This window comes from Synechococcus sp. JA-3-3Ab (assembly GCF_000013205.1).
GTDB lineage: Bacteria > Cyanobacteriota > Cyanobacteriia > Thermostichales > Thermostichaceae > Thermostichus.
Genome location: NC_007775.1, coordinates 2,039,424 through 2,064,848, shown reverse-complemented (window position 1 = coordinate 2,064,848; position 25,425 = coordinate 2,039,424). Strand labels below are relative to the sequence as shown.

The 25,425-nt window shown below is 62.1% G+C and carries 23 protein-coding genes; 19 read left to right on the top strand and 4 right to left on the bottom strand.

Going from position 1 to position 25,425, the window contains the following annotated elements:
- Nucleotides 1-104: 104 nt before the first annotated feature.
- Entirely contained in the window at nucleotides 105-716 is a 612-nt protein-coding gene (locus CYA_RS09640) for a chromophore lyase CpcT/CpeT (protein WP_041438454.1), read from the bottom strand.
- Between the two features lie 723 nt (nucleotides 717-1,439).
- Between CYA_RS09640 and CYA_RS09635 the strand changes: the two genes are divergently transcribed.
- From CYA_RS09635 to murJ, 6 genes are all read left to right on the top strand, one after another.
- Nucleotides 1,440-1,958 carry a phycocyanin subunit beta gene (locus tag CYA_RS09635; protein ID WP_011430857.1) on the top strand — a complete coding sequence of 173 codons (519 nt, stop codon included), beginning with the start codon at nucleotides 1,440-1,442 and terminating at the stop codon, nucleotides 1,956-1,958.
- 187 nt (nucleotides 1,959-2,145) lie between these two features.
- The gene (locus tag CYA_RS09630) at nucleotides 2,146-2,628 is read left to right on the top strand and encodes a phycocyanin subunit alpha (RefSeq protein WP_011430856.1); all 483 of its coding nucleotides are present in this window, start codon (nucleotides 2,146-2,148) and stop codon (nucleotides 2,626-2,628) included.
- 274 nt (nucleotides 2,629-2,902) lie between these two features.
- Nucleotides 2,903-3,760, top strand: a complete 858-nt coding sequence (locus CYA_RS09625; protein WP_011430855.1) for a phycobilisome rod-core linker polypeptide — start codon at nucleotides 2,903-2,905, stop codon at nucleotides 3,758-3,760.
- Between the two features lie 32 nt (nucleotides 3,761-3,792).
- A complete protein-coding gene (locus CYA_RS09620; RefSeq protein ID WP_011430854.1) occupies nucleotides 3,793-4,620 on the top strand; it encodes a HEAT repeat domain-containing protein in 828 nt (275 codons plus the stop codon).
- A gap of 213 nt (nucleotides 4,621-4,833) precedes the next feature.
- Nucleotides 4,834-5,199, top strand: coding sequence for a DUF4278 domain-containing protein (locus tag CYA_RS13825; RefSeq protein ID WP_011430853.1), 366 nt, complete (start codon nucleotides 4,834-4,836; stop codon nucleotides 5,197-5,199).
- Between the two features lie 165 nt (nucleotides 5,200-5,364).
- Complete coding sequence (murJ, locus tag CYA_RS09610; RefSeq protein ID WP_011430852.1) at nucleotides 5,365-6,999, top strand: murein biosynthesis integral membrane protein MurJ; 1,635 nt, start codon at nucleotides 5,365-5,367, stop codon at nucleotides 6,997-6,999.
- Between the two features lie 10 nt (nucleotides 7,000-7,009).
- Here the strand turns inward: murJ and sigC are convergent, their stop codons facing one another.
- A complete protein-coding gene (gene sigC / locus CYA_RS09605; RefSeq protein WP_011430851.1) occupies nucleotides 7,010-8,104 on the bottom strand; it encodes an RNA polymerase sigma factor SigC in 1,095 nt (364 codons plus the stop codon).
- 465 nt (nucleotides 8,105-8,569) lie between these two features.
- Between sigC and CYA_RS09600 the strand changes: the two genes are divergently transcribed.
- A complete protein-coding gene (locus CYA_RS09600) occupies nucleotides 8,570-9,226 on the top strand; it encodes a cofactor assembly of complex C subunit B (protein WP_083759167.1) in 657 nt (218 codons plus the stop codon).
- A gap of 2 nt (nucleotides 9,227-9,228) precedes the next feature.
- Here the strand turns inward: CYA_RS09600 and mutS are convergent, their stop codons facing one another.
- Complete coding sequence (mutS, locus tag CYA_RS09595; RefSeq protein WP_071813525.1) at nucleotides 9,229-11,916, bottom strand: DNA mismatch repair protein MutS; 2,688 nt, start codon at nucleotides 11,914-11,916, stop codon at nucleotides 9,229-9,231.
- A gap of 209 nt (nucleotides 11,917-12,125) precedes the next feature.
- Here mutS and CYA_RS09590 point away from each other — a divergent pair, with 209 nt between their 5' ends.
- The 6 genes from CYA_RS09590 to CYA_RS09565 all read left to right on the top strand — a co-directional run bounded on the left by CYA_RS09590 (nucleotide 12,126) and on the right by CYA_RS09565 (nucleotide 20,403).
- A complete protein-coding gene (locus CYA_RS09590; RefSeq protein ID WP_011430848.1) occupies nucleotides 12,126-13,406 on the top strand; it encodes an RNA-guided endonuclease InsQ/TnpB family protein in 1,281 nt (426 codons plus the stop codon).
- Nucleotides 13,407-13,797: 391 nt separating this feature from the next.
- On the top strand, nucleotides 13,798-14,841 hold the full coding sequence (locus CYA_RS09585; RefSeq protein ID WP_011430847.1) for a FecCD family ABC transporter permease: 1,044 nt from the start codon (nucleotides 13,798-13,800) through the stop codon (nucleotides 14,839-14,841).
- Nucleotides 14,838-15,683: an ABC transporter ATP-binding protein gene (locus CYA_RS09580; RefSeq protein WP_011430846.1), complete on the top strand. Its 846-nt coding sequence runs from the start codon at nucleotides 14,838-14,840 to the stop codon at nucleotides 15,681-15,683. The genes CYA_RS09585 and CYA_RS09580 overlap by 4 nt, the downstream gene beginning before the upstream one ends.
- Before the next feature lie 37 nt (nucleotides 15,684-15,720).
- Entirely contained in the window at nucleotides 15,721-18,141 is a 2,421-nt protein-coding gene (locus CYA_RS09575) for a TonB-dependent hemoglobin/transferrin/lactoferrin family receptor (protein ID WP_011430845.1), read from the top strand.
- A gap of 40 nt (nucleotides 18,142-18,181) precedes the next feature.
- Nucleotides 18,182-19,501, top strand: coding sequence for an energy transducer TonB (locus CYA_RS15595; protein ID WP_011430844.1), 1,320 nt, complete (start codon nucleotides 18,182-18,184; stop codon nucleotides 19,499-19,501).
- 29 nt (nucleotides 19,502-19,530) lie between these two features.
- On the top strand, nucleotides 19,531-20,403 hold the full coding sequence (locus tag CYA_RS09565) for an ABC transporter substrate-binding protein (RefSeq protein WP_011430843.1): 873 nt from the start codon (nucleotides 19,531-19,533) through the stop codon (nucleotides 20,401-20,403).
- Between the two features lie 54 nt (nucleotides 20,404-20,457).
- Here CYA_RS09565 and CYA_RS09560 read toward each other — a convergent pair whose 3' ends face one another.
- Complete coding sequence (locus CYA_RS09560; protein WP_011430842.1) at nucleotides 20,458-20,850, bottom strand: hypothetical protein; 393 nt, start codon at nucleotides 20,848-20,850, stop codon at nucleotides 20,458-20,460.
- A 78-nt stretch (nucleotides 20,851-20,928) separates the two neighbouring features.
- Between CYA_RS09560 and rppA the strand changes: the two genes are divergently transcribed.
- From rppA to recF, 6 genes are all read left to right on the top strand, one after another.
- The gene (gene rppA, locus CYA_RS09555) at nucleotides 20,929-21,618 is read left to right on the top strand and encodes a two-component system response regulator RppA (RefSeq protein WP_011430841.1); all 690 of its coding nucleotides are present in this window, start codon (nucleotides 20,929-20,931) and stop codon (nucleotides 21,616-21,618) included.
- A gap of 21 nt (nucleotides 21,619-21,639) precedes the next feature.
- Complete coding sequence (locus CYA_RS09550; RefSeq protein ID WP_011430840.1) at nucleotides 21,640-21,897, top strand: hypothetical protein; 258 nt, start codon at nucleotides 21,640-21,642, stop codon at nucleotides 21,895-21,897.
- Between the two features lie 223 nt (nucleotides 21,898-22,120).
- Nucleotides 22,121-22,828, top strand: coding sequence for a sensor histidine kinase (locus CYA_RS13820; protein WP_049749772.1), 708 nt, complete (start codon nucleotides 22,121-22,123; stop codon nucleotides 22,826-22,828).
- Between the two features lie 27 nt (nucleotides 22,829-22,855).
- Nucleotides 22,856-23,362 (top strand): sensor histidine kinase, encoded by a 507-nt coding sequence (locus CYA_RS13815; protein WP_168175286.1) that lies wholly within the window; start codon nucleotides 22,856-22,858, stop codon nucleotides 23,360-23,362.
- Nucleotides 23,363-23,452: 90 nt separating this feature from the next.
- Complete coding sequence (locus tag CYA_RS09540) at nucleotides 23,453-24,145, top strand: hypothetical protein (protein ID WP_011430839.1); 693 nt, start codon at nucleotides 23,453-23,455, stop codon at nucleotides 24,143-24,145.
- 103 nt (nucleotides 24,146-24,248) lie between these two features.
- Nucleotides 24,249-25,391, top strand: a complete 1,143-nt coding sequence (gene recF, locus CYA_RS09535; RefSeq protein ID WP_011430838.1) for a DNA replication/repair protein RecF — start codon at nucleotides 24,249-24,251, stop codon at nucleotides 25,389-25,391.
- Nucleotides 25,392-25,425: the final 34 nt, after the last annotated feature.

Genomic DNA, 25,425 nt, shown 5'->3' with positions numbered 1-25,425 from the left:
CAGACAAGGATCCCTATTGGACATGTAGCGGGCCGCAGTTGCTTTCTCCCAAAGTATCATCTTTCACCGACGGCGCCGAGATTGGCAAGGGATTCTCTTCCCACCTACTGCAGCAGCTCCGCCTGCCAATCGACAACCTTGCGAAAGCGAAAAGGGCCGGCCACAGCTCCCCACACCTGGCGGTGGGTAACCGGATCCATGCCGCGATCGTGGCTGCAAAACTCGTTCTCGCTCAGGTGCAAGGTGGTCTGCAAATAGGTGGTTTGACCGTTGCGCACCACGCAACAGCGGCAACCCGGCTCCGTCACGCCGACAAAAAGGGATCCCTGCCTCTTCACCTGCACATCACACCCCGGCAGGTAGGCCAGATCGGCAGCGCTCAGTTGGCTGAGTTGCTCCGCCCTCCCCCGAGCACACCCCCGCCACCGCTGCGGCTGCAGAGGACGGTAGTTGCGGATCACGATCCCGTCCCCCACTTGAGTGAGTTCCACCACTGCCTGACGATAGGGCTCCTCCAAATGGCCGCTGTAAGCCTGCTCCACATAAAAGCCGATTCCCCCCAGCACAGCAGTTGGCAAGGGGCGATAGGCCACCCGGATCGAGGCAAAAAAAGGTGGGTTCTCCCAGGCTTGCTCTTGGTTGCTGAAGTCTCCCGCCAGCCAACGTGCCATCTGCAACAGCTCAGGGGAAGAGGTGGACTCCAACCAGTTCGACATAACCACGCATCCAGAAATACCGTAGGGACTTATACCGAAAATCCCAGGCGGTCGATGAAAACCTGCTCAGATTTTCCCCTAACCTCTGCTCTGCCGAGGAGGTTCCACAAATGTTAAATTATGTATCCTTTATGAGAAGGTTTGCGTGGATACTGAAGCGGGCTTGCCTCTTGGCCGAAAGCCACAATCACGGTTTATATTTTTCTTCATGTCGTAAAGCTGTGTAAAGTAACATTTTTTTCTGTAAAAACTAAGGCCCTGAAGGATGGAGAGAAGAGGGCGGGATTGCCCGTCTGGATGAGGATCCAAGACTTTTTGCGGCAAGTAAAGTCCCTTTACATTTTTTGATTCAATCGCTCCCTGTCCTCGCGATAGAAAAAGACTGGAAACAAGGCGAGCCAGATTTTCCTCATCTGTCCAGTTCAGGTTGTCGGCAGTGGAGGATCTTTCTTTAAGAAGCGGGATCCGTTGACATGTGTCGGCAAGCGGCTTCGCCTGCGAGGCCGTTTGACTGGAGGTGGGTCGAGGATTAGCTTGCCCATCTTGTTTCTACGGGCTTTGATCCCGTGGGCAGGTCTGTTGGGACAAGGAGCTGTGCCAACGGTGCCGGTCGGCATCAGGGATCGGGGCATTGCTGCATTCCTGGCTGGCGGGAGCTTCCACTTCCGCGGCAGGGAGTGACGATTCATAACCTCTTTTGCTTTCGCTAGGAGATTTAAAGCCATGAACGATGTATTTGGCAAAGTTGTTGCGCAAGCTGATTCCAAAGGCGCTTTCTTGGGAGAAAACGAGTTTGCGGCTCTGCAGCAGGTGATTGCCGAGGGGAACAAGCGCTTGGACGCCGTGAACCGCCTCACCAGCAACGCTTCTAAAATTGTGACCGATGCCATCCGTCAGTTGTTTGCCGAGGAGCCCAATTTGAACGCTCCCGGCGGCCCTGCTTATCCCAGCCGCAACGTGGCCGCCTGTATGCGGGATATGGATATCATCCTCCGCTACATCACCTATGCGGTGGCAGCCGCTGACCCCAGCGTGCTGGACGAGCGCTGCTTGAACGGCTTGCGGGAAACCTATCAGGCGCTGGGCACCCCTGGCAGCTCTGTGGCCAACGGCATTCAAAAAATGAAAAAAGCTGCGGTGGCGGTGGTGAGCGATCCCAACGGCATCACCCGGGGTGATTGCAGCGCTTTGATCGCCGAAATCGAGTCCTACTTCGATCGCGCCGCTGCTGCCGTGGTCTGATAGGGCCGGAATCTCCATCGCTTTGCCTGGAACAGTCGGATCCTAGGGTGAAGGCCGCCGTGGAGTTCAACTCGGGTTGGCCTGGGATCCCTGAGAAGACAACCTTTTTTGCAGTCATTTTGCAGTTAAGCCGCTTTTGCAGTGTTGGATTTTTGCGTTGAGCTTAAGTAAAGGAGCGTTTTGAATCATGCAAACCCCTATTGTCGATGCCATTGCTACCGCGGATAGCCAGGGGCGCTATCTGAGCAACAGCGAGTTGCAGGCCATCAACGGCCGTTTTCAGCGGGCTGCCGCCAGCATGGAAGCTGCCCGTGTCCTGAGCAGCCGTGCCGAAGAGCTGGTGCGCGGCGCCACCGAGGCCGTCTATGCCAAGTTCCCCTATACCACTCAGCCTGGGGGACAATGCCACACCCAAGCGGGCAAAGACAAGTGCGCCCGCGACGTGCGCCACTACCTGCGCTACATCACCTACTGCTTGGTAGCCGGTGGCACCGGCCCGTTGGACGAGTATCAGTTGGCCGGGATCCGCGAGATCAACGCCGCTTTTGAACTCTCCCCCAGTTGGTTTATCGAAGCGCTACGCTACATCAAAGCCAACCATGGCCTGACGGGGCAAGCGGCCACCGAAGCCAACACCTACATCGACTACGCCATCAACGCGCTCAGCTAGGTTCTGCAGCTTGGGATCCCCCAAAAAGGTGGCCAGCCCGGCGCTTGAGGGGGATAGCGAAGAAAGGTTGTCGAGGGCAACGGTGGCGAGAAAGGGATCCCTTTGGCCGGTTGGGTCTGAGGATCTCTCCCCCAGAGGGAAAAGCGCCGCTGTTGCTCTCGCTTCAACCCCATATTTGTGCTGCTGAGGGTTGTTGAGTTGAGAGGTGAACCCAAGCAGCCTTTTCAAGCTTTTTTCAAAGTTAATCCAGCCAGTTTCATCATGAGGAATTAACATGAGTGGAATCACAGCGGCAAGCCGAATGGGGATCCGGGGCATTACAGAGACGACTCCCTTAGAATTGCGCCCTAATGCCAGCCAGGATCAGCTCAATGCGATCCTGCGGGCCATCTATCGCCAGGTGCTGGGCAACGATCACCTGTTTGGCGCAGACAGGAAGGAGCTGGCCAGTGCGGAATCGCTGCTACGGCGGGGCAGCCTGACGGTGCGGGAGTTTGTGCGCTTAATCGCCAAGTCCGAAGCCTACAAGAGGCGGTTTTTGTACCCTAACTCCCAGACCCGCGCCATCGAGCTCAACTTCAAGCACCTGCTGGGGCGAGCTCCCACCAGCCCTAAGGATATTGCCCGACACCTGGACATCTACCACGCTGGGGGCCACAGCGCGGAGATCGATTCCTACATCGACAGCCCAGAATACCTGGAAGCCTTTGGCGACAACATCGTCCCCTATCCGCGCGGGTTTGAATATCGCAAGGCCCATACCACCCGCGACTTCACCAACCTTTTTGCCCTCTACGGGGGCTACGCCAACAACGACCGTTCCCAGGGGCGCAGGCCGCGCTTGATGGTACCCCTCGCCACCGGCTTTACCCCGGCCATCCGCCGCATCGGGGTGCGGGGGCTGCTGCCCCCCAGCCCCATTACCAAACACTTGGGGCCGCCAACGGGCCAGTCCGATCGCATGTTCTGCATTGAGGTGACGCGGCTGCTTAACCCGCCCTCGGCCCTGGCCACCTCCAGCCGGGTGCGCAAATCCAACCAGCAGATCTTTGTCTCTGCCGATCAGCTCTCGGCGACGATGCAGCGGCTGCTCAAGTCGGGCGCCAAGATCGTCAGCGTCCGCAGCGCTTGAGGCCTCTGCAGGCGCTCTGGCCTGTTGATGCTATGACCACGGCTGTTCCTTCAGATCTCCCTCCGGCCGCCGACCTCACCCCCGCTGGCCAGATCGCCAAGCTGCGCCATGGGGATCCGGGGGAACGTTACTACGCGGCTTGGTGGCTGGGGCGCATGCGCATCCCCGAAGGGATCCCGGCCCTGATCGAAGCCTTGGCCGATGAGACAGATCGCACCACGCAGGGGGGATATCCGCTGCGGCGCAACGCCGCCCGTGCCCTGGGCAAGGTGGCCTCCCCTGCTGGGATCCCGGCTCTGAAAGAGGCTTTACGCTGCTCCGATGGCCAAGTGGTGGCAGCAGCAGCCCAGGCGCTGGTGGAGATCGCCCTAGCCAATAATCTGGATCGGGATCCCAGGCAAGCCGAAGAGCTGGGAGTGGCGTTGCTCGAAGGGCTGCGCTGGGTGGAGCAGGGTCTGCAGACAGAAGCGCCTGCCGCCTTGGAGGCTTTGATCGAGGCGCTTGGACAGTTGCAGGTGGCTGCCGCCCTGGGGCAGATCCGCCCTTACCTAGAGCACCCCTCAATTCGCCTCCAATGCGCGGCAGCGCGGGCCTGTTACCGGCTGACAGGGGATCCCAGTTTTGTCCAACCGCTACTGTCGGTGTTGAGCCACCCCAACATCCATCTGCGGCGGGCTGCCCTGCTGGATCTGGGGGCCAGCGGCTATCTGCCGGCGGCCCAAGCCATGGCAGCGGCAGCGGTGGAGGCCAATATCAAGCTGCTCGCCCTCAAGCAGTTGGTGGAGCTGAACCTCAGACGGGGAAAAGAGGCCGGCACCGACCTGCACCAGGTGCTACGGCTAATCGACGAGCTGCTCTAATTCTCTGGATAGGGAGACGACCTCGACCCAAAGTTGACACCCAACTGCTTATTTTGTTAATTTCGATACAGAATAAAATTGGGTTTTACCCTCTGAGCTGCGCCGAGGAAGCCGAAGCTGTTGTCTAACGGCTCTCAACAAGCTGGCTCAGGGGCGTCGCTTTCTTCCTCAGCTCTTTAAAGATCGCCGCAGTCTATTTGGGGGAGTCTTCCTATGCAACTGACCTACCGGGGCATTGCCCACGACTTTGTCCCTTCTGCCCCCGCAACCTGCCAGCGGCAGGAGGTGCCAACGCGCTACCGGGGCCTGGCGTGGAGCTGGCCAGCCCAATCGGCGGTTGTGTCGCTGCCACAGTTTTCTGCCTTGAGGTATCGAGGCCTTGTCCTCAATCCGGCGGCGAAGGCAGCGAGCAGGGTGCCGGCGGCTATTTCCCCGCGCAAGGACTTTATAACCTTGGTCGAAGAAACCCATCGGCAAAACCTGCTGCGGCGACTACAAGAGCGCATTCGCGCTGCCCAGGCCCGCGGCGACGAGCATCTGTTGCGGCAACTGGAGCAGGAGCGACAACTGCTGGCCTGAGCTCTGCCTTGCCCTCCCTCCAGAGGTCGGGAGAATCCGGGATAATGGTGCTGCCCTATGCCGAAGCGAGGGGGGTAGCGGCTGTGAGCCTGTGGGTGAATCCTGGGAAGATTAGGGCATCCCGACAGTTGCCCATTGCCAAGGCGGCGGTGGGGAGCTAGGGGTATGAAAGAGTCTGCCCCGCGAATCCCATCCGCCGCGTCTTCTCCACCCCGTTCCTTGCTCTCGGTAGCAGGGCTGGTGGCAGGGGCCACGCTGCTCAGCAAGGGCATGGGGTTTATCCGTCAGGCCCTAATCGCGGCAGTCTACGGCTCGGGGACAGAGTACAGCGCCTTTAGCATAGCCTATGTCCTGCCTGGCTTTTTGTTGATCTTGCTGGGCGGGATCAACGGCCCCTTTCACAGCGCCATCGTCAGCGTGCTCAAAAAGCAGCAGCCGGGAAGAGAGGATCCGGCCCGTTGGCTAGAGTCCATTTCTACCTTGGTGGGCTGCCTGCTCTTAGCGGTGACGTTGGGCCTCTGGTGGGGAGCCGACTGGGTGGTGCGCCTGAGCGCACCAGGGGCCAGCCCCGAAGTGCATGCTCTTGCCGCCGAGCAGTTGCGGATCATGGCGCCGCTGGCCTTGCTCTCGGGCTGGATTGGCATTGGCTTTGGGGCGCTGAATGCGGCCGAGCACTACCTCTTGCCCGCCCTTAGCCCGTTGATCTCCAGCTTGTCAGTCATTGGGATCCTGCTCGCGTTGGGATGGACGGGGATCCCGACGTTGCTGGCCTGGGGGGTGCTCATCGGGGCCATCGCCCAGTGGTTGGCGCAGGTGCCGCTGCAGCAGCGGCTGGGGCTGGGGCGGCTGCGGCTGCGCTTTGAGTGGGGATCCCCGCCGGTGCGGGCGGTGGGCCTGCTGCTGTTGCCGGCGGTGATCTCCTCCGGCATGATCCACATCAATGTCTATGTGGATCTCTTTTTTGCCTCCTTCGTGCCCGGGGATCGCACCATCGGCAACTTGGGCTATGCCCAGCTTTTGGTGCAAACCCCCCTGGGGATCCTCTCCAACATGGTGCTGGTGCCCCTGATGCCTCTCTACGCCCAGCTGGCGGGGGATGGATCCCGCTGGCCGGAGCTGCGCCAGCGTATCCGCCAAGGGCTGATGGTGACGGCCATCCTCACCCTGCCCCTGGCGATGGTGCTGGTGGCCCTGGCCGAACCTATCGTTCAAGTAGCCTACCAGCGCGGTCGCTTTACGCCGGAGGTGACCCAGGAGGTGGCGGCCCTGCTGATGGCTTATGGGCTGGGGATGACCTGTTACCTGCTGCGGGATGTGCTGGTGCGTATCTTCTACGCCCTGGAGGATGGGGCTACGCCCCTGCACATCAGCGGCCTGGCCATCGGCCTCAACGCCCTGCTGGACTTCCTGTTTTTGCCAACCTTTGGAGCACCGGGCATTGCCTTGGCCACGGCAGGCGTTAACCTGATGGCTCTGATTGGGCTGGGGATCCGCCTCCACCAGCGCTTGCCGGAGATCCCCTGGCAGGAGATGGGGCAGGCCCTGCTGCCGTTGCTGGGGATCACCGCCTTGGCCGGGGGCCTCAGCCATTGGCTGTGGACGCAACTGCGCTCCCACGAGATTCTCGGCTCTTCTCTAATCACCGCCGCCCTCTGGGCCGGTCTGGCCGCCGGCATCGGTCTCAGCTTGTTTGCGGCAGGGGCCCTGTATCTGCGGATCCCGGAAGTGAACTGGCTGGCAGCCCAGATCCAGACGCGCCTGAGCAAGATTGCCAGCCAGCGATCTCCATCCAGATCCTAGGCAGGCCCGACTAGCTGATGGCTTCGAGGTAGTCTCGCACTCGGTTGCGCCGCTTCGGCTGCCGCAGCTTTTGCAGGGCTTTGGCCTCGATTTGCCGTACCCGCTCCCGCGACAGATCCAAGGCGCGGCCAATTTCCGCCAGCGAGTAGGTGCGCCCATCCCCCAACCCAAAGCGCATGCGGATCACATCCCGCTCGCGGCTGGTGAGATCTGCCAGCAACTGCTGTAGATCGCGATGCAGGGCCTCCCGCATCATCGTCTCTTCGGGGGAGATGTCGTCGGTTTCCAGCAGATCCCCCAGCTCAGTGTCCTTGTCTTTGCCCACCTTGGTTTCCAGAGAAACCGAGCGCGGCACCCGCACCAGCAGCTCCCTGACCTGGGGCACCGTCATCTCCAGCTCGGAAGCAATATCCTCAATGGTGGGGGTACGGCCTTTCTCCTGGGAAAGCTTGCGCTGGGCTTTTTTGATCTTGTTCAGCTTCTCGGTGATGTGAACGGGCAAGCGGATAGTGCGGCTCTGGGTGGCGATGGCGCGGGTGATGCCCTGCCGGATCCACCAGTAGGCGTAGGTGCTGAAGCGATAGCCCTTCTTGGGATCGAACTTCTCCACCGCTCGCTCCAGGCCCAGCGTGCCCTCTTGGATCAAGTCCAGCAGCTCCAGGCCGCGATTTTGATATTTTTTCGCCACCGACACCACCAGGCGCAGGTTAGCTTTGATCATGTGCTCTTTGGCGCGCTTGCCAATTCGCTGGATCTGCTGTAGCTTCTCGGGGGTGAGGTTGGCCCATTCGGGGTACTGGTTGGCCCTAGCTGCCCACTCGGCCAGAGTTGGCTCCCGTCCCAACTCTTTCTGCAGGCGCAGGCGCACATCCAAAAGCTTCATGTAGTCTTGGACTCTTTGGGCCAGAGCCACCTCCTCATCGCGACCCAGGAGGGGAACACGACCGATCTCCTGCAAATAAAGGCGCACCAGATCGGTGGAGCGGCGAGCTGGCTCCTCTTCTGCAAACTCGCTCTCGGCCAGATCTACCTCTGCTTCCTCAGCGGGATCGAGGAGATCGCCATCCAACAAAATGTCGTTGAGCTCAGGTTCGTAGTTAGACATGTAAGGTATTGCTGAAACAGCGACAGAGGCAGGCAAACCAAAAGGGCAGGACTGGGAGGAAATCTCTAAGGCTGGTGTCTCCCTGGAGCGGTTGCTTTGCGCCGTCATCGCTCGAGTGGGGCAGGCACCCTCCTCCTCAACCCTCGCTGCAGAGCTCTGCCCTCTTAAAGGAGGCTACCCTGGAAAGGGAGAGAGACAAGAGTCAGTAAAGCAGAAGCCTCTTATCATAACTTAATTATTATTATAGTTGCACTTCCCAGCCGAGAGGCACGAGATCCGGCGTAGCCTCCCCTCCTCTTGAACTGCCACTGAGGTTGCTGAAAAGCGCACTGCCCTCCGAGGGGTTTTTTGCCCATGCGAGCTACAAAGCGATAGAGGTGGCAACTCGGTTTTTCTTTGGAGGAGGGGGCGGCCAGCTCCTCTGAGAAGTCTAAACTGGTCAGCAGGCGTGTAAACTAGCATTCCATGAACTGCTTTCTTGCCAAGTCTCCTTCTTTCTGGTCAGGAGAGAAAGCCCCGATCGCAGTTGCGCTGCCCATCAACTTTGGCTCTCTATCCGAGGCACGTGCGGCAGTAGCCGCCTCTTCTTCCTTGCAAGGGGAGACAATTTCAACGCTACTGCTTACGGTCTTGCTGGCCATCGGCCTGTTCTTTTTTCTGCGAGCCTCTGGCAAAGACCGCGTCGAAGCTCGTCTCTATTTTAGCAGTCGCAACCTGGAAGAAATGGGATCCCTTCTCCGAAAGCACCTGGAGGGGCGCGCCTATCGCTTGCAATCTGCTGACCCGGAGGGGATCGCCACCTTTGTGGGTCAGGCGCGGGCCAGTGTGGGGTTGGCTGTTTTTTTGACGGGGCTGGCGGGGGCAGGGCTGGCCTGTTTGGCCCTGGTGCTGCAGATGCTGCAGCCGGCTTGGGGAGCCTGGCCTTGGACGCTGCTGCTGGCCTCTCCTTGGGCGGGCTGGTACTACTGGCGGCGCAGCCACCGCCCGCAGCAGATCCGCCTGAAGCTGCAAGAGGCCGCTCCGCCCCCCGGATCCCACCTCTGGGTGGAGGGGCAGCGGGAGGAGCTGGAGGTGCTGGCCGCCACCTTGGGGCTGGAAGAACGGGATCCGGAGCGAGGATAGACCTAGAGCTCCTCGGGGTAGAGGGAGGTCGGGATCAGGGATAGTTGATCCCCAGCCTTGGCATCGCAGTCGGGTATCCCGCGGGAATTGGATTCTTGCTTGAACCGTTTCTTGGGGTTGTTTGAAGAAGGGCGGCTTTTCCCCTGGCTGCGCAGGCCGAGGCCGATGCGGCTGTGTTGTTCCACCAGGGCCAGCACCTGTTTGGCCCGCTCGATCACCGGCTGGGGCAGGCCGGCCATGCGCCCCACCTCGATGCCGTAGGAGCGGTCGGCTCCGCCAGGTTGCACCTGGTGCAAAAAGATGATGCGATCCCGGAGCTCTTTGACCACCACCTGGAAGTTGGCCACGTTGGGCAGCAGGGTTTCCAGTTGGTTGAGCTCGTGGTAGTGGGTGGCAAAGATCGTGCGGGCGCGCACCTGGGTGGCCAGGTACTCGGCTACGGCCCAGGCGATAGAAAGGCCGTCGAAGGTGGCGGTGCCGCGGCCAATCTCGTCCAGAAGCACCAGGGAGCGCTCGCCGGCGTGGTTGAGGATGTTGGCCGTCTCGTTCATCTCCACCATGAAGGTGGACTGTCCCGTGGCCAGGTCATCGACGGCGCCGATGCGGGTAAACACGCGGTCGCACAGGCCCAGCTCCGCCCGCCGCGCCGGGACAAAGCTGCCCATCTGGGCCAGGATCTGGATCAGCCCAATCTGCCGCAAGTAGGTGGACTTGCCGGACATGTTGGGGCCGGTGAGGACGATGAGATCCGGGCCGTGGGGGGATCCCAGGCGCACCGAGTTGGGGACAAATAGGCCCTGGGGCAACGATTTCTCCACCACGGGGTGGCGCCCCTCTTCGATGATCAGGCGGCGATCGGCGGTGATCACGGGACGGGTGTAGCCCTGCTGCACGGCCACCTCGGCCAGGCCAAAGAGAGCATCGACAGCAGCCAGGGTCTGGGCCACCTGGCGGATGGCGGCAGCTTGGGATCCCGCCTCCTGGCGCAGTTGTACAAACAGCTCGTACTCCCGCTGGTTGATCTCGGTTTGGGCGGTGAGGATGCGGGCCTCTTTTTCTTTGAGCTCAGGGGTGATGAAGCGCTCTTCGTTGGTTAGCGTCTGCTTGCGGATGTACTCCTTGGGCACCTGCTGGGCCTTGGCGCGGCTGATGCTGAGGTAATAGCCAAAGGCCTTGTTGAAGCCCACTTTGAGGGTGGGGATGCCGGTGCGCTCGCGCTCGGTTTTCTCCAACTGGGCAATCCAGTGGCGGTCTTGCTCCACCTGCTGCCGCAGCCTGTCCAGCTCGGCATCTACCCCAGGCCGGATCAACCCCCCTTCGGTGAGCACAGGGGGCGGCGAGGGCAGGAGGGTGTGCTCGATGCGGTGGCCCAGGTCAACCAGAGCGGGATCCACCTGTTGTAGGCTCTGCAGGAGGGGGGTTTGGGCTTCGGCCACCAGCTCGGCCAACTGGGGCAGTTTGCCCAAAGAGGATCCCAGGGCCACCAGCTCGCGCGGGTTGGCGGTGCCGGAGGCGACGCGGTTGGCCAGCCGCTCCAGGTCGTAGAGAGAGTCCAGCAGGGATCCCAGGCGGGTGCGCAGGGAGGGGCTTTCCAAGAGCTCCTGGATGGTGTCTTGGCGGAGGCGGATTTGCTCTGGATCTCGCAAAGGCTGCAACAGCCAGCGGCGTAGGGTGCGTCCCCCCATGGCGGTGCGGCTGCGATCCAGCACCCAGAGCAGGGATCCGACAAAGGCCCCCTCGCGGATGGTCTGGGTCAGCTCCAGGTTGCGACGGGTTTGGGTGTCCAATATCAGGTAGTCGGTGAGCTGGTAGGTGCGAGGCGGGCGCAGGAGCGGATGGCCCCCCTGAGGGGAAGGCTGCACCAGGTTTTTTTGAGTTTCTTCCAGGTAGTGGAGCAATCCTCCCGCCGCCCGAATGGCCAGGGGCAGCCCCTCGCAGCCCAAGCCCTCCAAGGAGCGCAGGCCGTAGGTCTGCAGCAGGTTTTCCCGCGCCGTGGCCAGCTCAAAGGGTTCGGCTGGCCGCAGGGTATAGGTGTACTGGCCGGGCAGGCCCAGGGGGGCTTGGGGATCCCCGGGCCGCATCAGGCCCAGGCCCAGCCCCTCTTCGGTGGGCAGCAGGATCTCCGCCGGCTGCAGCCGCGCCAGCTCCTGTTCTAGCTGCTCTTGCCCCTCGCCCTGGCAGACCCAGAACTCGCCGGTGGAAATGTCGGCATAGGCCAGGCCCCAGACCGTTTGCTTGGAGCCTCTCAGGCGGACAATGGCCGCCAGGTAGTTATTTTGCCGCGCCTGCAGCAGCTCCTCTTCGATGACGGTGCCGGGTGTGATCACCCGCGTCACTTCCCGCCGCACCAGGCCTTTGGCTTGATCCGCCGGCTCCATCTGGTCGCAGACGGCCAGGGCGTAGCCTTTGGCCACCAACTGGGCGGCATAGCGGTCGAAGGCGTGGTAAGGGATCCCGCACATGGGCACCCGGCCAATGGCCCCTGCCTCTCGCCCGGTGAGCACCAGCTCCAGCTCCCGCGACACCAGTTGCGCGTCCTGGAAAAACATCTCGTAGAAATCCCCCAGGCGGTAGAGCAGAATGGCGTGCGGGTATTGCCGCTTCAGCTCCACGTAGTGCTGCATCATGGGGGTGAGCAGGGCGGGATCCACCTGCAGGGCATCCCAAGTGGTCTCAGCAGAAGAAGCCATGGCACCAATGCTTGCAAGAGGGGGCCAAATTCAGGGTCCATCCAACCCAAGCTAACCGGCTTGGGCCATTCTATTTGATTTGAGATCTTCCCCCCTCTCCCTCCGGAAGAGAGGAGATTACCAAGCGGCGCCATAAAGCCCCGCCCTTTAGGTCAGGGATATAAGGCGCAGATTGTTTTATCTGATAAGACCCAGAATAAAATAGATTCATGTTAGTCAGGGAAGCCAAACTCCTCAACGGGACGCCAAAGCAGTATCAAGCTTTGGACGAAGCCATCCGCACCGCACAGTTTGTGCGCAACAAATGCCTGCGCCATTGGATGGACAATCGGGGGGTAGGGAAGAAGCATCTGTATGCTTTCTGCAAAGACTTGGCGAAGGAGTTCCCATTTGCGAATAAGCTCAACTCTGCTGCTCGGCAGGCGAGTGCGGAGCGAGCATGGCTATCGATTTCCAACTTCTACAGACGGTGCAAGCAGGGCGAAAAGAAGAAAGGCTATCCCCAGTTCAAGAAGCATTGCCGGTCTGTGGAATACAAGCAATCGGGCTGGAAGTTATCTGATGATGGCCTGTCTATCACCTTCACGGACGGGTTTGGAGCAGGGACCTTTGCGCTGTACTGCAATGGAGAAGCAAGACAGGATATCCTGAGCTCCAAAATCAACCGTGTGCGGGTGATCCGAAGAGCAGATGGGTACTATGCCCAGTTCTGTCTGGATGTAGACCGCAAGGAGCAAGGACAATACACAGGCAATGTTATCGGTATTGATCTTGGGCTCAAGCATTTCTACACCGACCAGAACGGCAATACCGTGAATTGCCCGAAGTTTTTGCGCCGCAGCGAGAAGCGGCTAAAAAGGCATCAACGCAAGTTGAGCAGGATGTTCGCAAAAGGGAGAAAACCGCAATCAAACAACTACCACAAACAGAAGAACCGAGTAGGTAGGATTGACCTCAAAGTCCAGCGCCAGCGTAGAGACTGGGCGATTAAGCTAGCCCGGTGCGTAGTGATGTCTAACGACATCGTGGTGTATGAGGACTTGCCGGTGAAGAACTTGGTCAAAAATCGTCATCTTGCCAAATCGATCCAAGATGCTAGCTGGTCGCTATTCACTCACTGGCTAGACTACTACGGCAAGGTGTGGGGCAAGGCAATCGTAGCAGTGCCGCCTCAATACACCACGCAGGATTGTAGTGGTTGTGGGCATAGAGTGGTTAAGACTCTGTCTACGCGAACTCATATTTGCCCCAAGTGTCTGCTTGTGCTGGATAGGGATCAGAATGCAGCTCTGAATATCCTGAAGAAGGGGCTAAGCCTTTTGGGGCTCAGCATCTTTAAGTTAAGCGTCTTAGGGTTGAAATGGCAAAACGGTACCTTAGGGCATAAGGGAACCGCTGCCCCCCGCCCCCCTGTGTCCCCCCGTATACGGGGGGATGTAGGGGGGCCTGGGGGTCGGGAACGCTTGGGGAGAGATGCACCGCTGCTGTAGAGGGGCAACCCGATACGGTAAGTGCGCCCGTAGAACCAAGAACAAGAATCCCCTGCCTTTAGGTAGGGGAGTATGTCAAGGACTTCCCATTCCACGGCTGCTGGGAATGACCCTACCCGGGGCAGTCGGATCCCTGGCAGGTTAGGCCTGAGTAGGTTGGGTGTTGCCCGATCTCACGCCAAAGGGTTGGCACTCAAGGGGGGGACGCGGGCAGAAGCTTATTAGAACTGACTTGCAATAACCCAGAAAGCCTGTTATTCTGGCAGCTACGTCTTTATTGAATCTAAGTCTCAACAAGCTGGAAAGCTTGGCGGGGTTGGGCTCGCTGCTCTGGCGAGCCGGTCGGAGCTGTCTTGCGGATCTCCCCCTCTCAAAAGTCCTGAGGTTTGCGATGCTGGCCAATCAAGGGCGTCTGTCATCAGGAGTTGACTCGGAGACACGCTGGGGGCAGGCCAGGCGGATCCTCTCCCCGGTCGGCTTGGCGGTTTTGCTACTGAGTGTCATCCTCTTGCTGCTTTGGATCTCGATTGCCTTGGGATCCGTTCCCATGACTTTTGCGGAGCTGTGGCAGGCCCTGTGGGGGCAAGGGGATCCAGTCCGGCAGACCATTGTCTGGCAGTTGCGGCTGCCGCGGGCACTTTTGGCCCAGTTGCTGGGGGCGGCCTTGGGGATGGCGGGGGCCCTGCTGCAGGGGATGTTGGGCAATGGGCTGGCGGATCCCTACCTGCTGGGCATCTCGGCGGGGGCGGGCCTGGCGGCGGTGGGGCTGCTCACCTGGGGGGAGTGGACGGCTTGGGTGCCCTTGGCGGCTTGGGTGGGCGGGGTGCTGACCACGGTGTTGGTGTATGGCCTGGCGCGCACCCGCTCCGGGCTGGCGGTGGAGCGGCTGATCTTGGCGGGGGTGGCCGTCAGCGCGCTCTTTGGGGCCATTAGCTCCACCTTATTGTTGATGGCCGATGAGCGGGTGCAGGTGGCCCTGACGTGGTTGATCGGCAGCCTGAGCGGGCGGGGCTGGCCGGAGGTGCGGGTGGCCGGGGTGTACATCCTGGTCGGGCTGGGGCTGGGCTGGGCGCAGGCGCGGGCTTTGAACCTGCTGGGCCTGGGAGAAGAGATGGCGGTGAGCTTGGGGATCCCGTTGGCGCGGACGCGGGTGGCCATCGGCCTGGTGGCAGCTTTGTTGGCGGCGGCAGCCGTCAGCGTGGGGGGGTTGATCGGCTTTGTGGGGTTGGTGGTGCCCCACATGGTGCGCCAGGGGGTGGGATCGGATCACCGCTGGCTGTTGCCCCTTTCGGCCCTCGGGGGGGCAGCTCTGTTGAGCGGCGCCGATCTCCTCACCCGGCTGGGGGCTGTGGAGCTGCCGGTGGGGATCGTCACGGCGTTGATGGGGGCGCCGTTTTTCGGCTGGCTGCTGCGGCAGCAGGGGGCAGAGCGATGAGGGAGGGCCGGCCAATTTTGCAGGCCGAGGGGCTGAGCGGGGGCTATGGCTCGCGGCAGGTGATCCATCAGGTGAGCTTCAGCCTGCAGGCGGGGGAATGGCTGAGCATTGTCGGCCCCAATGGCTCCGGCAAATCGACGTTGCTGCGGCTGCTGAGCCGAGTGTTGATCCCGCAGGCGGGGCGTGTGTACCTGAACGGTTGGGATCTGCACACCCAGCTCAGCCCGCAACAGGTGGCCCGGCAGTTGGCCCTTTTGCCCCAGCAGCCGCGGATCCCGGCAGGGCTGACGGTGTGGCAATTGGTGAGCTTGGGGCGTTCTCCTCACCAGCCCTGGTGGGTGTGGCAGTTGCCGCGGGCAGATCGGCAGCGGGTGGAATGGGCGCTGGCGCAGACGGGACTGGGATCCCTGGCCCTGAGGCGGGTGGAGACGCTCTCCGGCGGCGAGCGGCAGCGGGCTTTCCTGGCGCTGGCCCTGGTGCAGGAGCCGCAGGTGCTGCTGTTGGACGAGCCCACCACGTTTTTGGATCTGCGCCACCAACTGGAGCTGCTGGAGCTGTTGCGACGGCTGCAGCAGGAGCAAGGGCTGACGGTGATTACCGTGCTGCACGACCTGAACCTGGCCATTCGCTACAGCCGGCGGGTGGCCCTGCTGGGATCCGGCCAGTTGCAGGCCCTGGGATCCCCGCAGGCGGTCTTGACCCCCAGCAGGGTGCAGGAGGTGTTTGGCCTGGAGGTGGAGTGGATGCCAACGCCGGTGGGGCCGCAGCTTTGCCCCCTGCGCAGCGCAGACCCAGCAAGGCCCCTCTGGCTGGGAGGAAAGGGTGTTGAGGCGAAGGTTTGACTTGGTTTTTTGTGGGTTTTTGGGAGAGTGAAACGTTATGCGAGTAACCGGTTGGGGCTGGAAGGCGGTGAGCTTGGGGCTGGGCCTGGGGCTGAGTTGGGGATCCCTGGCCCAGGCGCAACCCGCGGCTCGGATCCCTGAGACTCCTTTGCTGGCCCAGGCCACCCCTCGGGGAGCCACCACCATCCAGGAGCAGATTCGCGAGCTAGAAGCCCAGATCGAAGCTGCCCGCCGGCGGGGGGATCAGGCGGAGGTGGAGCGGCTGCAAGCGGATCTGCAAGTGCTGCGGCAGGGCACCCCCGTCTTCAACCTGCAGCAGGTTACGGTCACCGGCACCCGCACCGAGCGCACCCTGGCCGACTCCCCGGCCACCATCACCGTCATCGACCGGGAGCGGCTGCGGCAGGAGCTTATCCAGAACATCCAGGATCTGGTGCGCTACGAGCCGGGGGTGAGCGTGCGGCGAAATGTCCGCTATGGCCTGCAGGACTTCAACATCCGCGGCCTCGACGCCAACCGGGTGCTGATCCAGGTGGACGGGATCCGGCAGCCGGAGCGGTTTTCCTTCGGCCCCTTCAACATCGGGCGGGACACCTTTGAGCTGGAGACCCTGAAGACGGTGGAGATCATCCGCGGCCCCGCTTCCACCCTCTACGGCAGCGATGCCTTGGGGGGCGTGGTAACCTACACTACTCTAGACCCGGCGGATCTGCTGGGGGAACGGGACAGCCATGTGGGCCTCTCCAGCCAGTACGACAGCAAAAACCAAGGCTTTGTCAACACCCTCAGCTTGGCGGGCCGGCAGGGGAACTTGGAAGCCCTGCTCATCTACACCCGCCGCGACGCCAGGGAGCCGGATATCAAAGCGGATCCCAGCTTTAAAGATCGACAAACGGTGGATGGGGACAACGTTTTGGCCAAGCTGGTTTACCGCTTCAGCCCCTTGGAAAGCCTCACCCTGACCGGCGAGTACTTCAACAGCCGCACCACCACCACGTTCTCGCGGCGCAACCTGGATCCCGGCATCAGCTTATTTAGGGAAACCATCGACACCGAGCGCAGCCGCCTCAGTTTGGAGTATCGCTACGCCAACCCTGAGAATCCCGCTTTTGAGTTGGCCACCGCCCAGATTTACTACCAGCCCGCCCGCACCCGCGAGCCCAGCGTGGAAGAGCGCACCATCACCGTGCAGGGCCGACCCGTACCTGTGCGGCGAGATACCTTCAACGAGCTGGTCAGCAACATTTTAGGAGCCAGCCTGCAGGCCCAAAGCCGCTTCCAAACCGGGGATCTCTCCCACCGCCTGGTGTATGGCATGGAGATTTCCACCACCCGCAACGAACGACCCCGCAACCGTTTTCAGACCAACCTGCAAACCGGAGCGGTAACCCAAAACATTCCCCCAGACACCTTTCCCACCAAAGATTTTCCCGACTCGGACACCGTCCGTTTTGGGCTGTATGTGCAGGATGAGATCGATTTCGGCGGCGGCAACTTGACGTTGATCCCCGGCATCCGCTACGACACCTACAACCTCACCCCCAGTCCCGATGAAGCTTTCCTCAAAAGTGGGTCAGAAGCGGCCAGCCTCTTTGCCGATGCCGTTTCCCCCAAGCTGGGCCTGGTGTGGAGGATAAACCCCAACCTTACCTTTACGGCCCAGTACAACACCGGCTTTCGGGCCCCCCAATACAACGAGATCAACAGCGGCTTCACCAACTTGGTCAGCCCCTTCTTTCGCTATCGCACCCTCTCCAACCCCGACTTGCGCCCGGAAACCAGCCAGGGTTTTGAAGTGGGTTTGCGAGGGATCTACCTGCAGGCCAGCTTCAGTTTGGCCGCCTACTACAACACCTACAACGACTTTATCGAGGCGTTCCGGCGGGTGGGATCTGAGCCCTCGCCCCCCGGCCCCCCCGGCAGCCCGCCGCCCCCGCCGGTCATCCTCTTCCAGAGCCAAAACGTCAGCCGCGCCCGCATCTACGGCGTGGAAGCGACAGGGCAATATTTCTTCAGCCCCGACCTAACCGGCTGGAGCCTAAACGGCAGCTTTGCCTGGGCGGTGGGGGACAATCTTACAGAAAACAAGCCCCTGCTTTCGATTGAGCCGCTGACGGCGGTGCTGGGGCTGCACTACGACGATCCCAGCCAGGTGTGGGGGGCGAGGCTGGTGGCCACGCTGGTGGCGGATCCGCGGGATCCGCAGCGGGAGGTGGTGCAAACTAACCCCAACGCTCCCCCGCAGATTCCCTTTGTGCCCAGCGGCTATACGGTGGTGGATCTGCTGGGCTACTACAACCTGGACGACAACTGGCAGCTCAATTTCGGGGTGTTCAACCTCTTCGACGAGAAGTATTTTCTCTACTCCGAGACCCGCACCCTCTTTGTCGGCCCTGAGGTGGAGCGGCGGGCCCAGCCGGGGCGCCATGTGGCCCTCAGCTTCTCCAGCCGCTTCTAGGACTCCCCGCCAGCCGTGCCCATCGAGATAGCCCCGAGCCATGCTCGCCGAACCCCCCACTCACACCAACCGGGGATCCGCTTCTTCGGGGAGGGGATCCCACCCTCGGCTTTTGTGGCGCCTGCAGATGGGGTATTGGCAGCAGGCAGGCATGGCCTACGGGGTGGGTCTGGCCTGGCTGGAGCTGGGGCTGTGGGCAATGGGGCGGCGCCAAAGATCTGGAGGACTGCGTTGGATCGGCTGGGGGGAGAAGCTACTTAGGGAGGCGCTGCTGGCGGGCTATTGCTCCCTTGCCCTCTCAGTTGCCTGCGCCTCGCTGGAGGATCTCCCTGAGTTGCCTGGGCAAAGTCGGGAGCCCCGCCCGCTGCGCTGGGAGACTTTGCTCTCGCTGCTTCTGCATCTGCTGGGGCTGCTGGGATGGGTTGGGTGGGGATTTCGACCTCTGCTGGAGCCCGAAGTGCGGATCCCGGTCACGCTGTGGCTGGAGGATCCGCTGCCGCCGCAGCTTGCGGCAGAGGCAGATTCGGCCTTGCCCAAGCCGGCAGGGGAGCCGAGCGACCCGGCCCCGGAATCACCTCCCGCGGATAACCCACCCCCACCGGCTCCTGCGCCTCAGGAGAGAGTAGAGACCACGGCCGTTCCCAAGTCTGAGCTGGCTTTGCAAACGCCGCCCCCCACCCCTACGCCTGTTCCCACAGCAAAGCCGGAGCCGACCCCTCCACCCACGCCGATGGCCGCACCAACCCCTCCTCCGCCCTCCCCAACACCGACGGTCACCCCCTCACCACAGCAGCCCCCTCCAACTCCGGTGGCTACCCCCACGGCTGCACCTGTGGCCGACAGGCCGCCCCCCGTGGCTGCTACGAGCGCTCCCATTCCCCGCTTCACCCCCCTCATCCAAGGGATCCGTTCGGGTGGCGGGGGCACTGCTTCCCCCGGCGGGAGCGAGGGATCTGGATCCAGCGCTCCTGGGACGGGTGGCCTCGGTGGATCCCAAGCGCAGGGTTCTGCGCCGACAGCGGCAGAAGGGGCCGGGGAGGCATCCTCCCCCACCTCCTCGCCCGCAGCAGTGGCTGCCAGGCCGGACATCCTGGCCCGCCCCATCCCGGGGCGCAACCCGCCGCCGCAGTACCCTCCCCAAGCCCGCCGCCTCAACCAGCAGGGGCAAGTGCTGTTGCGGGTCAAGGTGGATGCCCAAGGGCAGGTGCAGCAGGTGGAAATTGTCTCTTCCAGCGGCTTCCCGGCCCTGGACAGGGCCGCACAAGAGGCGGTGCAACGCTGGCAATTTAGCCCCGCCTTGAGGAACAACACCCCGATTGAGTCGTGGGTAACGGTGCCGATTCAGTTCACCCTCAATTGACTGTTTTGGAACTGTTTTGGAGATCGTCCATGCCGTCTTGTCTTTCTCGCCGTCAACTCCTTGTCTTGGGCCTGGCCAGCCTGGGGGTTTGGGGAATGGGTCGCTTGGCCCGCGCCCAAAGCCAGATCCCGCCAGCTCCGGTTCGGCGAGTGGCCAGCCTCACCACCTTGACAGCCGATATTCTCTATCGCCTGGCTCCGGACAAGCTGGTGGGGATCCCGTCCGGGCGCTTGTTGGAGGCGGATCCCCGCTTTCAGGGCATAACTCGGCTGGGGCTGGGCAACCAACCTAACCTGGAGCAAATCGTGGCCCTGCAACCGGACTGGGTGGTGGGGGCCAGTGGCTTTCACACGGCTTTGGCAGAACGATTGCAGGCATTGGGGATCCCCACCTATCTCACGCAGGTGGACAGTTGGGCTGCCCTGGAAGCAACCATCGCCACTCTGGCTGCTGCCTTGGGGGCGGATCCGGATCCCTTGCTGCGGGAGTACGGATCGCTTTTGCCCCAGGAACTGCCCCGCGTTCGACCCAAAACCTTGCTCTTGGTGGGCACCCAGCCGATTCTCTCTCCGAACCGGCAAAGCTGGGCCGGGGATCTGCTGGAGCGCTTTGGCGCCGATAACCTGACGGCTGCCCTGCAAAGCCAAGGGCAATTTCGCGGCTATGTCACCCTTGCGGCAGAGCGCATCCTGGAAGCCAACCCCGAGGTTTTGTTGGTGGTCAACCCGGAGGCGGCGGATCCCTTGGCCTTTTTCCGTTCCCGCCCCTTTTGGAATCAACTGCAAGCTGTTCAAACCCAGAGGGTCTATGGATTTGACTACTACGGCTTGGTCAACCCCGGCACCCTGGAGAAGATTAGAGCGGCCTGCGAGCAGTTGGCCCGGATTTTTTCGGAGGGCTGACCCAAGGGAACGCGGGAGATAGCCTTCCTGTTTGAAATATCTTGAAATATCTTTCTAGTCCAAGCTGTAGCAGGTGAGGCGCTGCACCTGGTCGGGGGTGAGGCCCAGCTCTTGGGCAATCTGGGCGGCCACCCGATCCGGATCCAGCTCCGGAAATTCAAATTCCAGCTTGCGCAAATGGGGATTGGTGGTCGTCACCTCCACCTTGGTGTAGCCGCGGCGGCGGCGGATCTCCGCTTGGATGGAGAGAATATCCAGAGTTAGAATGGCCTCCTGCTGGCTGCGAATGGCCAAAGGCTGGACCTGCGGGCGGGGACGGCTCAGCACTTGGCCGGTCACCCATTCTCCGCCCACCCCAAACAGGATCCCGGCCAGGGGCAAGGCCAGCCAGAAGTCGGCCCCCAGGCTGGGCTCACGTGACTGAAGAAGCTTGAACGGGTTGGCCATGGTTTGAGGGATCCGGGAGATGGCTTTTCTCCGCCATCCTAGCCTGGCAGAGTGGGATCGGTGGGTAGCAAGCGGGACATGCGAATTTTGTTGGTGGAAGACGACCTGGAGCAGTTGGAGCCTTTGCAGGCTGCTCTGGCCAAGTGCGGCCATGTGGTGGACTGCGCCAGCGAAGGGGAGACGGCTGCCTGGCTGATGGAGGAGAAAGCCTATGATCTCCTCATCTTGGATTGGATGCTGCCGGGGATCAGCGGGATCCAACTCTGTCAGCAGTACCGCCGCTCGGGGGGATGCGCACCGGTGCTGATGTTAACCGCCAAGGATGCCACGTCGGACATCGTACAGGGGTTGGATGCGGGGGCAGACGACTACCTGGTCAAGCCGGTGGATCTGATAGAGCTGCTGGCGCGGGTGCGGGCGTTGGGGCGCCGTTCCCCCCAATGGCAAGGCGACAGCCTCAGCCTCGGATCCCTGCAGTTGCACCTGGCCAGCCTCACCCTGGAGCGGCAGGGGCGGCAAGTGCAGCTTTCGGGCAAAGAGTTTCAGTTGATGGAGTACCTGATGCGCCACCCCCACCAGGTGCTCAGTGGGGGCCAGATCGAGCAGGCGGTGTGGGAGTGGGGCTGTGAGCCGGAAAGCAATGCCGTGGCGGCGCTGGTGCGGCGGTTGCGGTTACGGTTAAAGGAGGTGGAGGCCCAGGATTGGCTGGAGTCGGTGTACGGCCAGGGGTACCGGCTGCGCATCCCCTCCCCGGAAGCAGACCCATAGAAGCAGTTCCCTAGAGGTGGCATGGAGGCCAAAAGAGCCGGGCCAAAGCATTCTCTCCCGCGGCTGGGCTGGGACTGGGTTTCTCTGAGGCCAACTTTTCAGCAGCACCTGAGCCAGAAGGCCGCGACAAAAGAGGCGGAATTGTTTCAGCACAGCCGCCGTCGCTTGGCCCGCAGCTTTGCCGGGGTCATGGGGGGGATCCTGCTGGTGTTTGCCGCCGTCTTCTACCGCTTGGAAGTGGAGCATGCCTCTAACCCCCAAAACCCTGAACTTTGCTGAATTTACTGAGCTTTAGGCGGTTTGGCAAAAGTCATTGAGAGGGATATAGTAGACCAAGTTTCCCCCTGATCCTTGAGTCCACCGCAACGGTTGCCGGGAAGTGAAGGGGGAAAGCGCTCGGGGGGTATTCCTCAGGGCTTTGCGGGATACCGCCTTCCTGCTCAGAGATAAGCAGGATGCGATCGCTTCTTTCCTGAACCATGTTCAGGAGAGTTCAGCGTGAATGTATCAGAACCAGTTGCAGGCTTTTGACGAGGAGCTGCAGGTTCAGGCCGGGATCATGGCGGCAGCCATTAAGTACGAGCTGCGCCAGGGGCAGTGGCGGTTGGTGTTGAACGAGGTGCCCTTTTTGGGGGGGAAAACCCAACCCCTCGACCATCACTTGGCCTATGTGCGCTGGTTCGATCCTGCTCCCGGCACCGGAAGGGAAAGCTTGGGATCCCTGCGCCAATACACGGGATCCCCTCCCCCTCTGAAGTGGTTTGCCTTAGATAGCCCTCCCCACCACCTGTCTTTGGGGTTTGAGACGGTAGCGGCGGAAGAGGGCAGGCTGCTGCGCCAGCTCACCCTACCGGTGCAACAGGGGGATCAGATCCTGGGCTACTTGCAACTGGCGGTGCCGCTGGAGCCGCTGCAACTGAGCTTGGGCCGTCTGCGCTGGGGGTTGGGGATCGGGATCCCGCTGACGCTGGCGTTGATCGGCGGGGCCGGCTGGATCTTGGGGGGGCTGGCGATGCAGCCGATTCGCCGCTCCTACGAGCAGTTGCAGCGCTTTACCGCCGATGCTTCCCACGAGTTGCGCGCCCCCCTGGCCGCCCTGATGAGCAATGCTCAAATGGCTCTGCTGGCCCCGGAACAAGCTCAACCTCGCCTGGAAAAGGTGGTGAGCGGTGCCCGCCGCCTCAGCGTGCTGATCGATACCTTGCTGTAGTTGGCCCGCCAGCAGGGATCCCTGCCTTTGGAGGATCTGCCCCTGGTGGACTTGCGGAAGCTGGTGCAGGAGCTGGGCGAACAATACCGGCCCCAAGCGGAGTCCCTGGGGCTGCGCTGGCAATGCGACCTGCCGGGGCCTGCCGGGAAATGGCTGGTGCGGGGGGAGGCGGCCCTGCTGCGGCAGGCGGTGGAAAACCTGCTGCGCAATGCCCTGCAGTACACCCCCGCCGGCGGCACGGTGCAGGTGAGCCTGGAAAGCCGGCCTCCCTGGGTTAGCATCCACGTGAAGGATACAGGCATCGGCATCCCTCCTGAGCACCTGCCCCACCTGTGCGAGCGGTTTTACCGGGTGGACACGGCCCGCGCCCGCCATACGGGGGGATTTGGGCTGGGCCTGGCCTTGGCCCACCAGATCGTTACCGCCCATCGGGGATCCCTGCGAGTGGCCAGCCAAGTGGGAGAGGGATCGATATTTACGGTAGAGCTGCCCTTGTCATCTTCACGTCATTTTCTTTCGCCATTCTCAAGATAAGCCGCAAGGGAAAGCCCCCAGAACTCCGCCCAAAGAGCGCGAACGGGCCAACCCCAAACCGGCTTGTCCTGTCGATTGGAGTTTGTAACCATGACGATGCGTGCTTCCTTCACCCGTACCCTCGGCTGTTCCCTACCGATTTTGGTGCTCCTCACCCCCCTGGTGCTGGGATCCCCGGCGCAAGCCCAGCGGGGCCGGCCCTCGGCTCCTGGAACTGCAGCCCCCGTGCCAATGCAGCCGAGTTGGCAGAGCCCGCGGGAGCTGGAGCGAGTCAACCACGACCTGGCCAAAGCGCAGCGGGACCTGGCGGAAGCCAGCTTCTTCGCCCAGCGGGGATCCTCTCCGGCAGCGGCCCGTCTTCTGGAGCTGAGCCGCCAGAGCTTTGCCAAGGCCCAGAAGGCTCTGCAAGGGGGGAATGTCTTTGCCGCCCGCGAGCAGGCCAAGGCGGCGGAAAACCTGGCCAAAGCCGCCAAAGCTCTGTACGAAGCGGAGCTAGGCTTTGGGGGCCCTCCTGGCCGTTCCTTCTTCGAAGCCCCCCTCCGCGCCCAAGAGTCCCTCAGCCGGTTGCAAGCGGAGATGACCTTCGCCAACATCACCTCCGGCCCTGTAGCCGAGCTGCAGCAGCAAGCCCAACAGTTGTTGGGCAGGGTCAATGCCGATCCCGCTAGCTACACCTTCGCCGACTACAGCCGCAGCAAAGCCGCCTTCCACTCGGCCCGCGCCGCCTTGCACCTGTTGGCGGCTGAGCGCCTGAGCGGTCTGGGATCCCTGAGCAGCTTCTGAGTGGGTCTGCTGACCCCGAGGCAGTTGCGTTAGAGTAAAAGCCCCCGCCGCGGGGGCTGTTCTTCTGCCCAGAAATCCAGAGCCAAGAGCGCACGGCTGTCGAGTGTACCTGCGTTTTCTGCACCTGTGGCACTTTCGCAACTACCGGGATCAAAAGATCTCCTTCGAGGCGCCCAAGACCATCCTGGTGGGGGAGAACGCCCAGGGCAAGACCAACCTCTTGGAGGCGGTGGAGCTCTTGGCCACCCTGCGCTCGCGGCGGGCCGGTCGGGATCGGGAGTTGGTGCAGCAGGGGGCAGAGAAGGCCCGGATCGCCGCCACGGTGGAGCGGCTGGGGGTGGCCCACGAGCTGGCGATGGAGCTGCGCAGCCAAGGGGGGCGATCCCTAAGGGTTAACGGCCAGGGGCTACGGCGACAATCGGACTTTTTGGGGCAGGTGAGTGCCGTGGTGTTCTCCAGCCTGGATTTGGAGCTGGTGCGGGGAGCTCCAGAAGCGCGGCGCACCTGGCTGGACGGGGTGTTGCTTCAACTGGAGCCGGCTTACCTGGGCCTGGTGGAGCAGTATCGTCAGATCCTCAAGCAGCGCAATGCCCTCTTGAAGCAGGATCCCTTGGCTGCGGGCGACAAAGTACCTCAGATGGCCTTTTGGGACGCGCAACTGGCCACCCTTGGCAGCCGCATCCTGCGCCGCCGCGCCCGGCTGTTGCAGCGGCTAGAACCCCTGGCCGCCCGCTGGCACCAGGCCATCAGCGGCGGACGGGAGACCCTCAGCCTCACCTACCGCCCGCAGGTGCCCCTGCCGGATCCCCAGGCCGATCCCAAGGTGGTTCAAGCCCAATTTTTGGCCGCGATCCGCGCCAAGGCTGCTGCCGAACAGGCCCTGGGCACCTCTCTGGTTGGCCCCCACCGAGACGAGGTGGAGCTGGGCATCGACGGAGTTGCCGCCCGCGCCTATGGATCCCAGGGGCAGCAGCGCACCTTGGTCTTGGCCCTCAAATTGGCGGAGCTGGAACTGATCGAGCAGGTGAAGGGGGATCCGCCCCTGCTGCTGCTGGACGACGTGCTGGCAGAGCTGGATCTGCACCGCCAAAACCAGCTCTTGGAGGCGATTCAAGAACGGGTGCAGACTTTGGTTACCACCACCCACCTGGGATCCTTCGACGCCGCTTGGCTCCAAGGGGCGCAAATCCTGCAAGTGCACCAGGGGCAGATTGCTCCCTCCCCCGCCTCGCTCCCCTTGGCTTAAAGCAGGCCAATCCCATACCATACTCCCCTCTCCC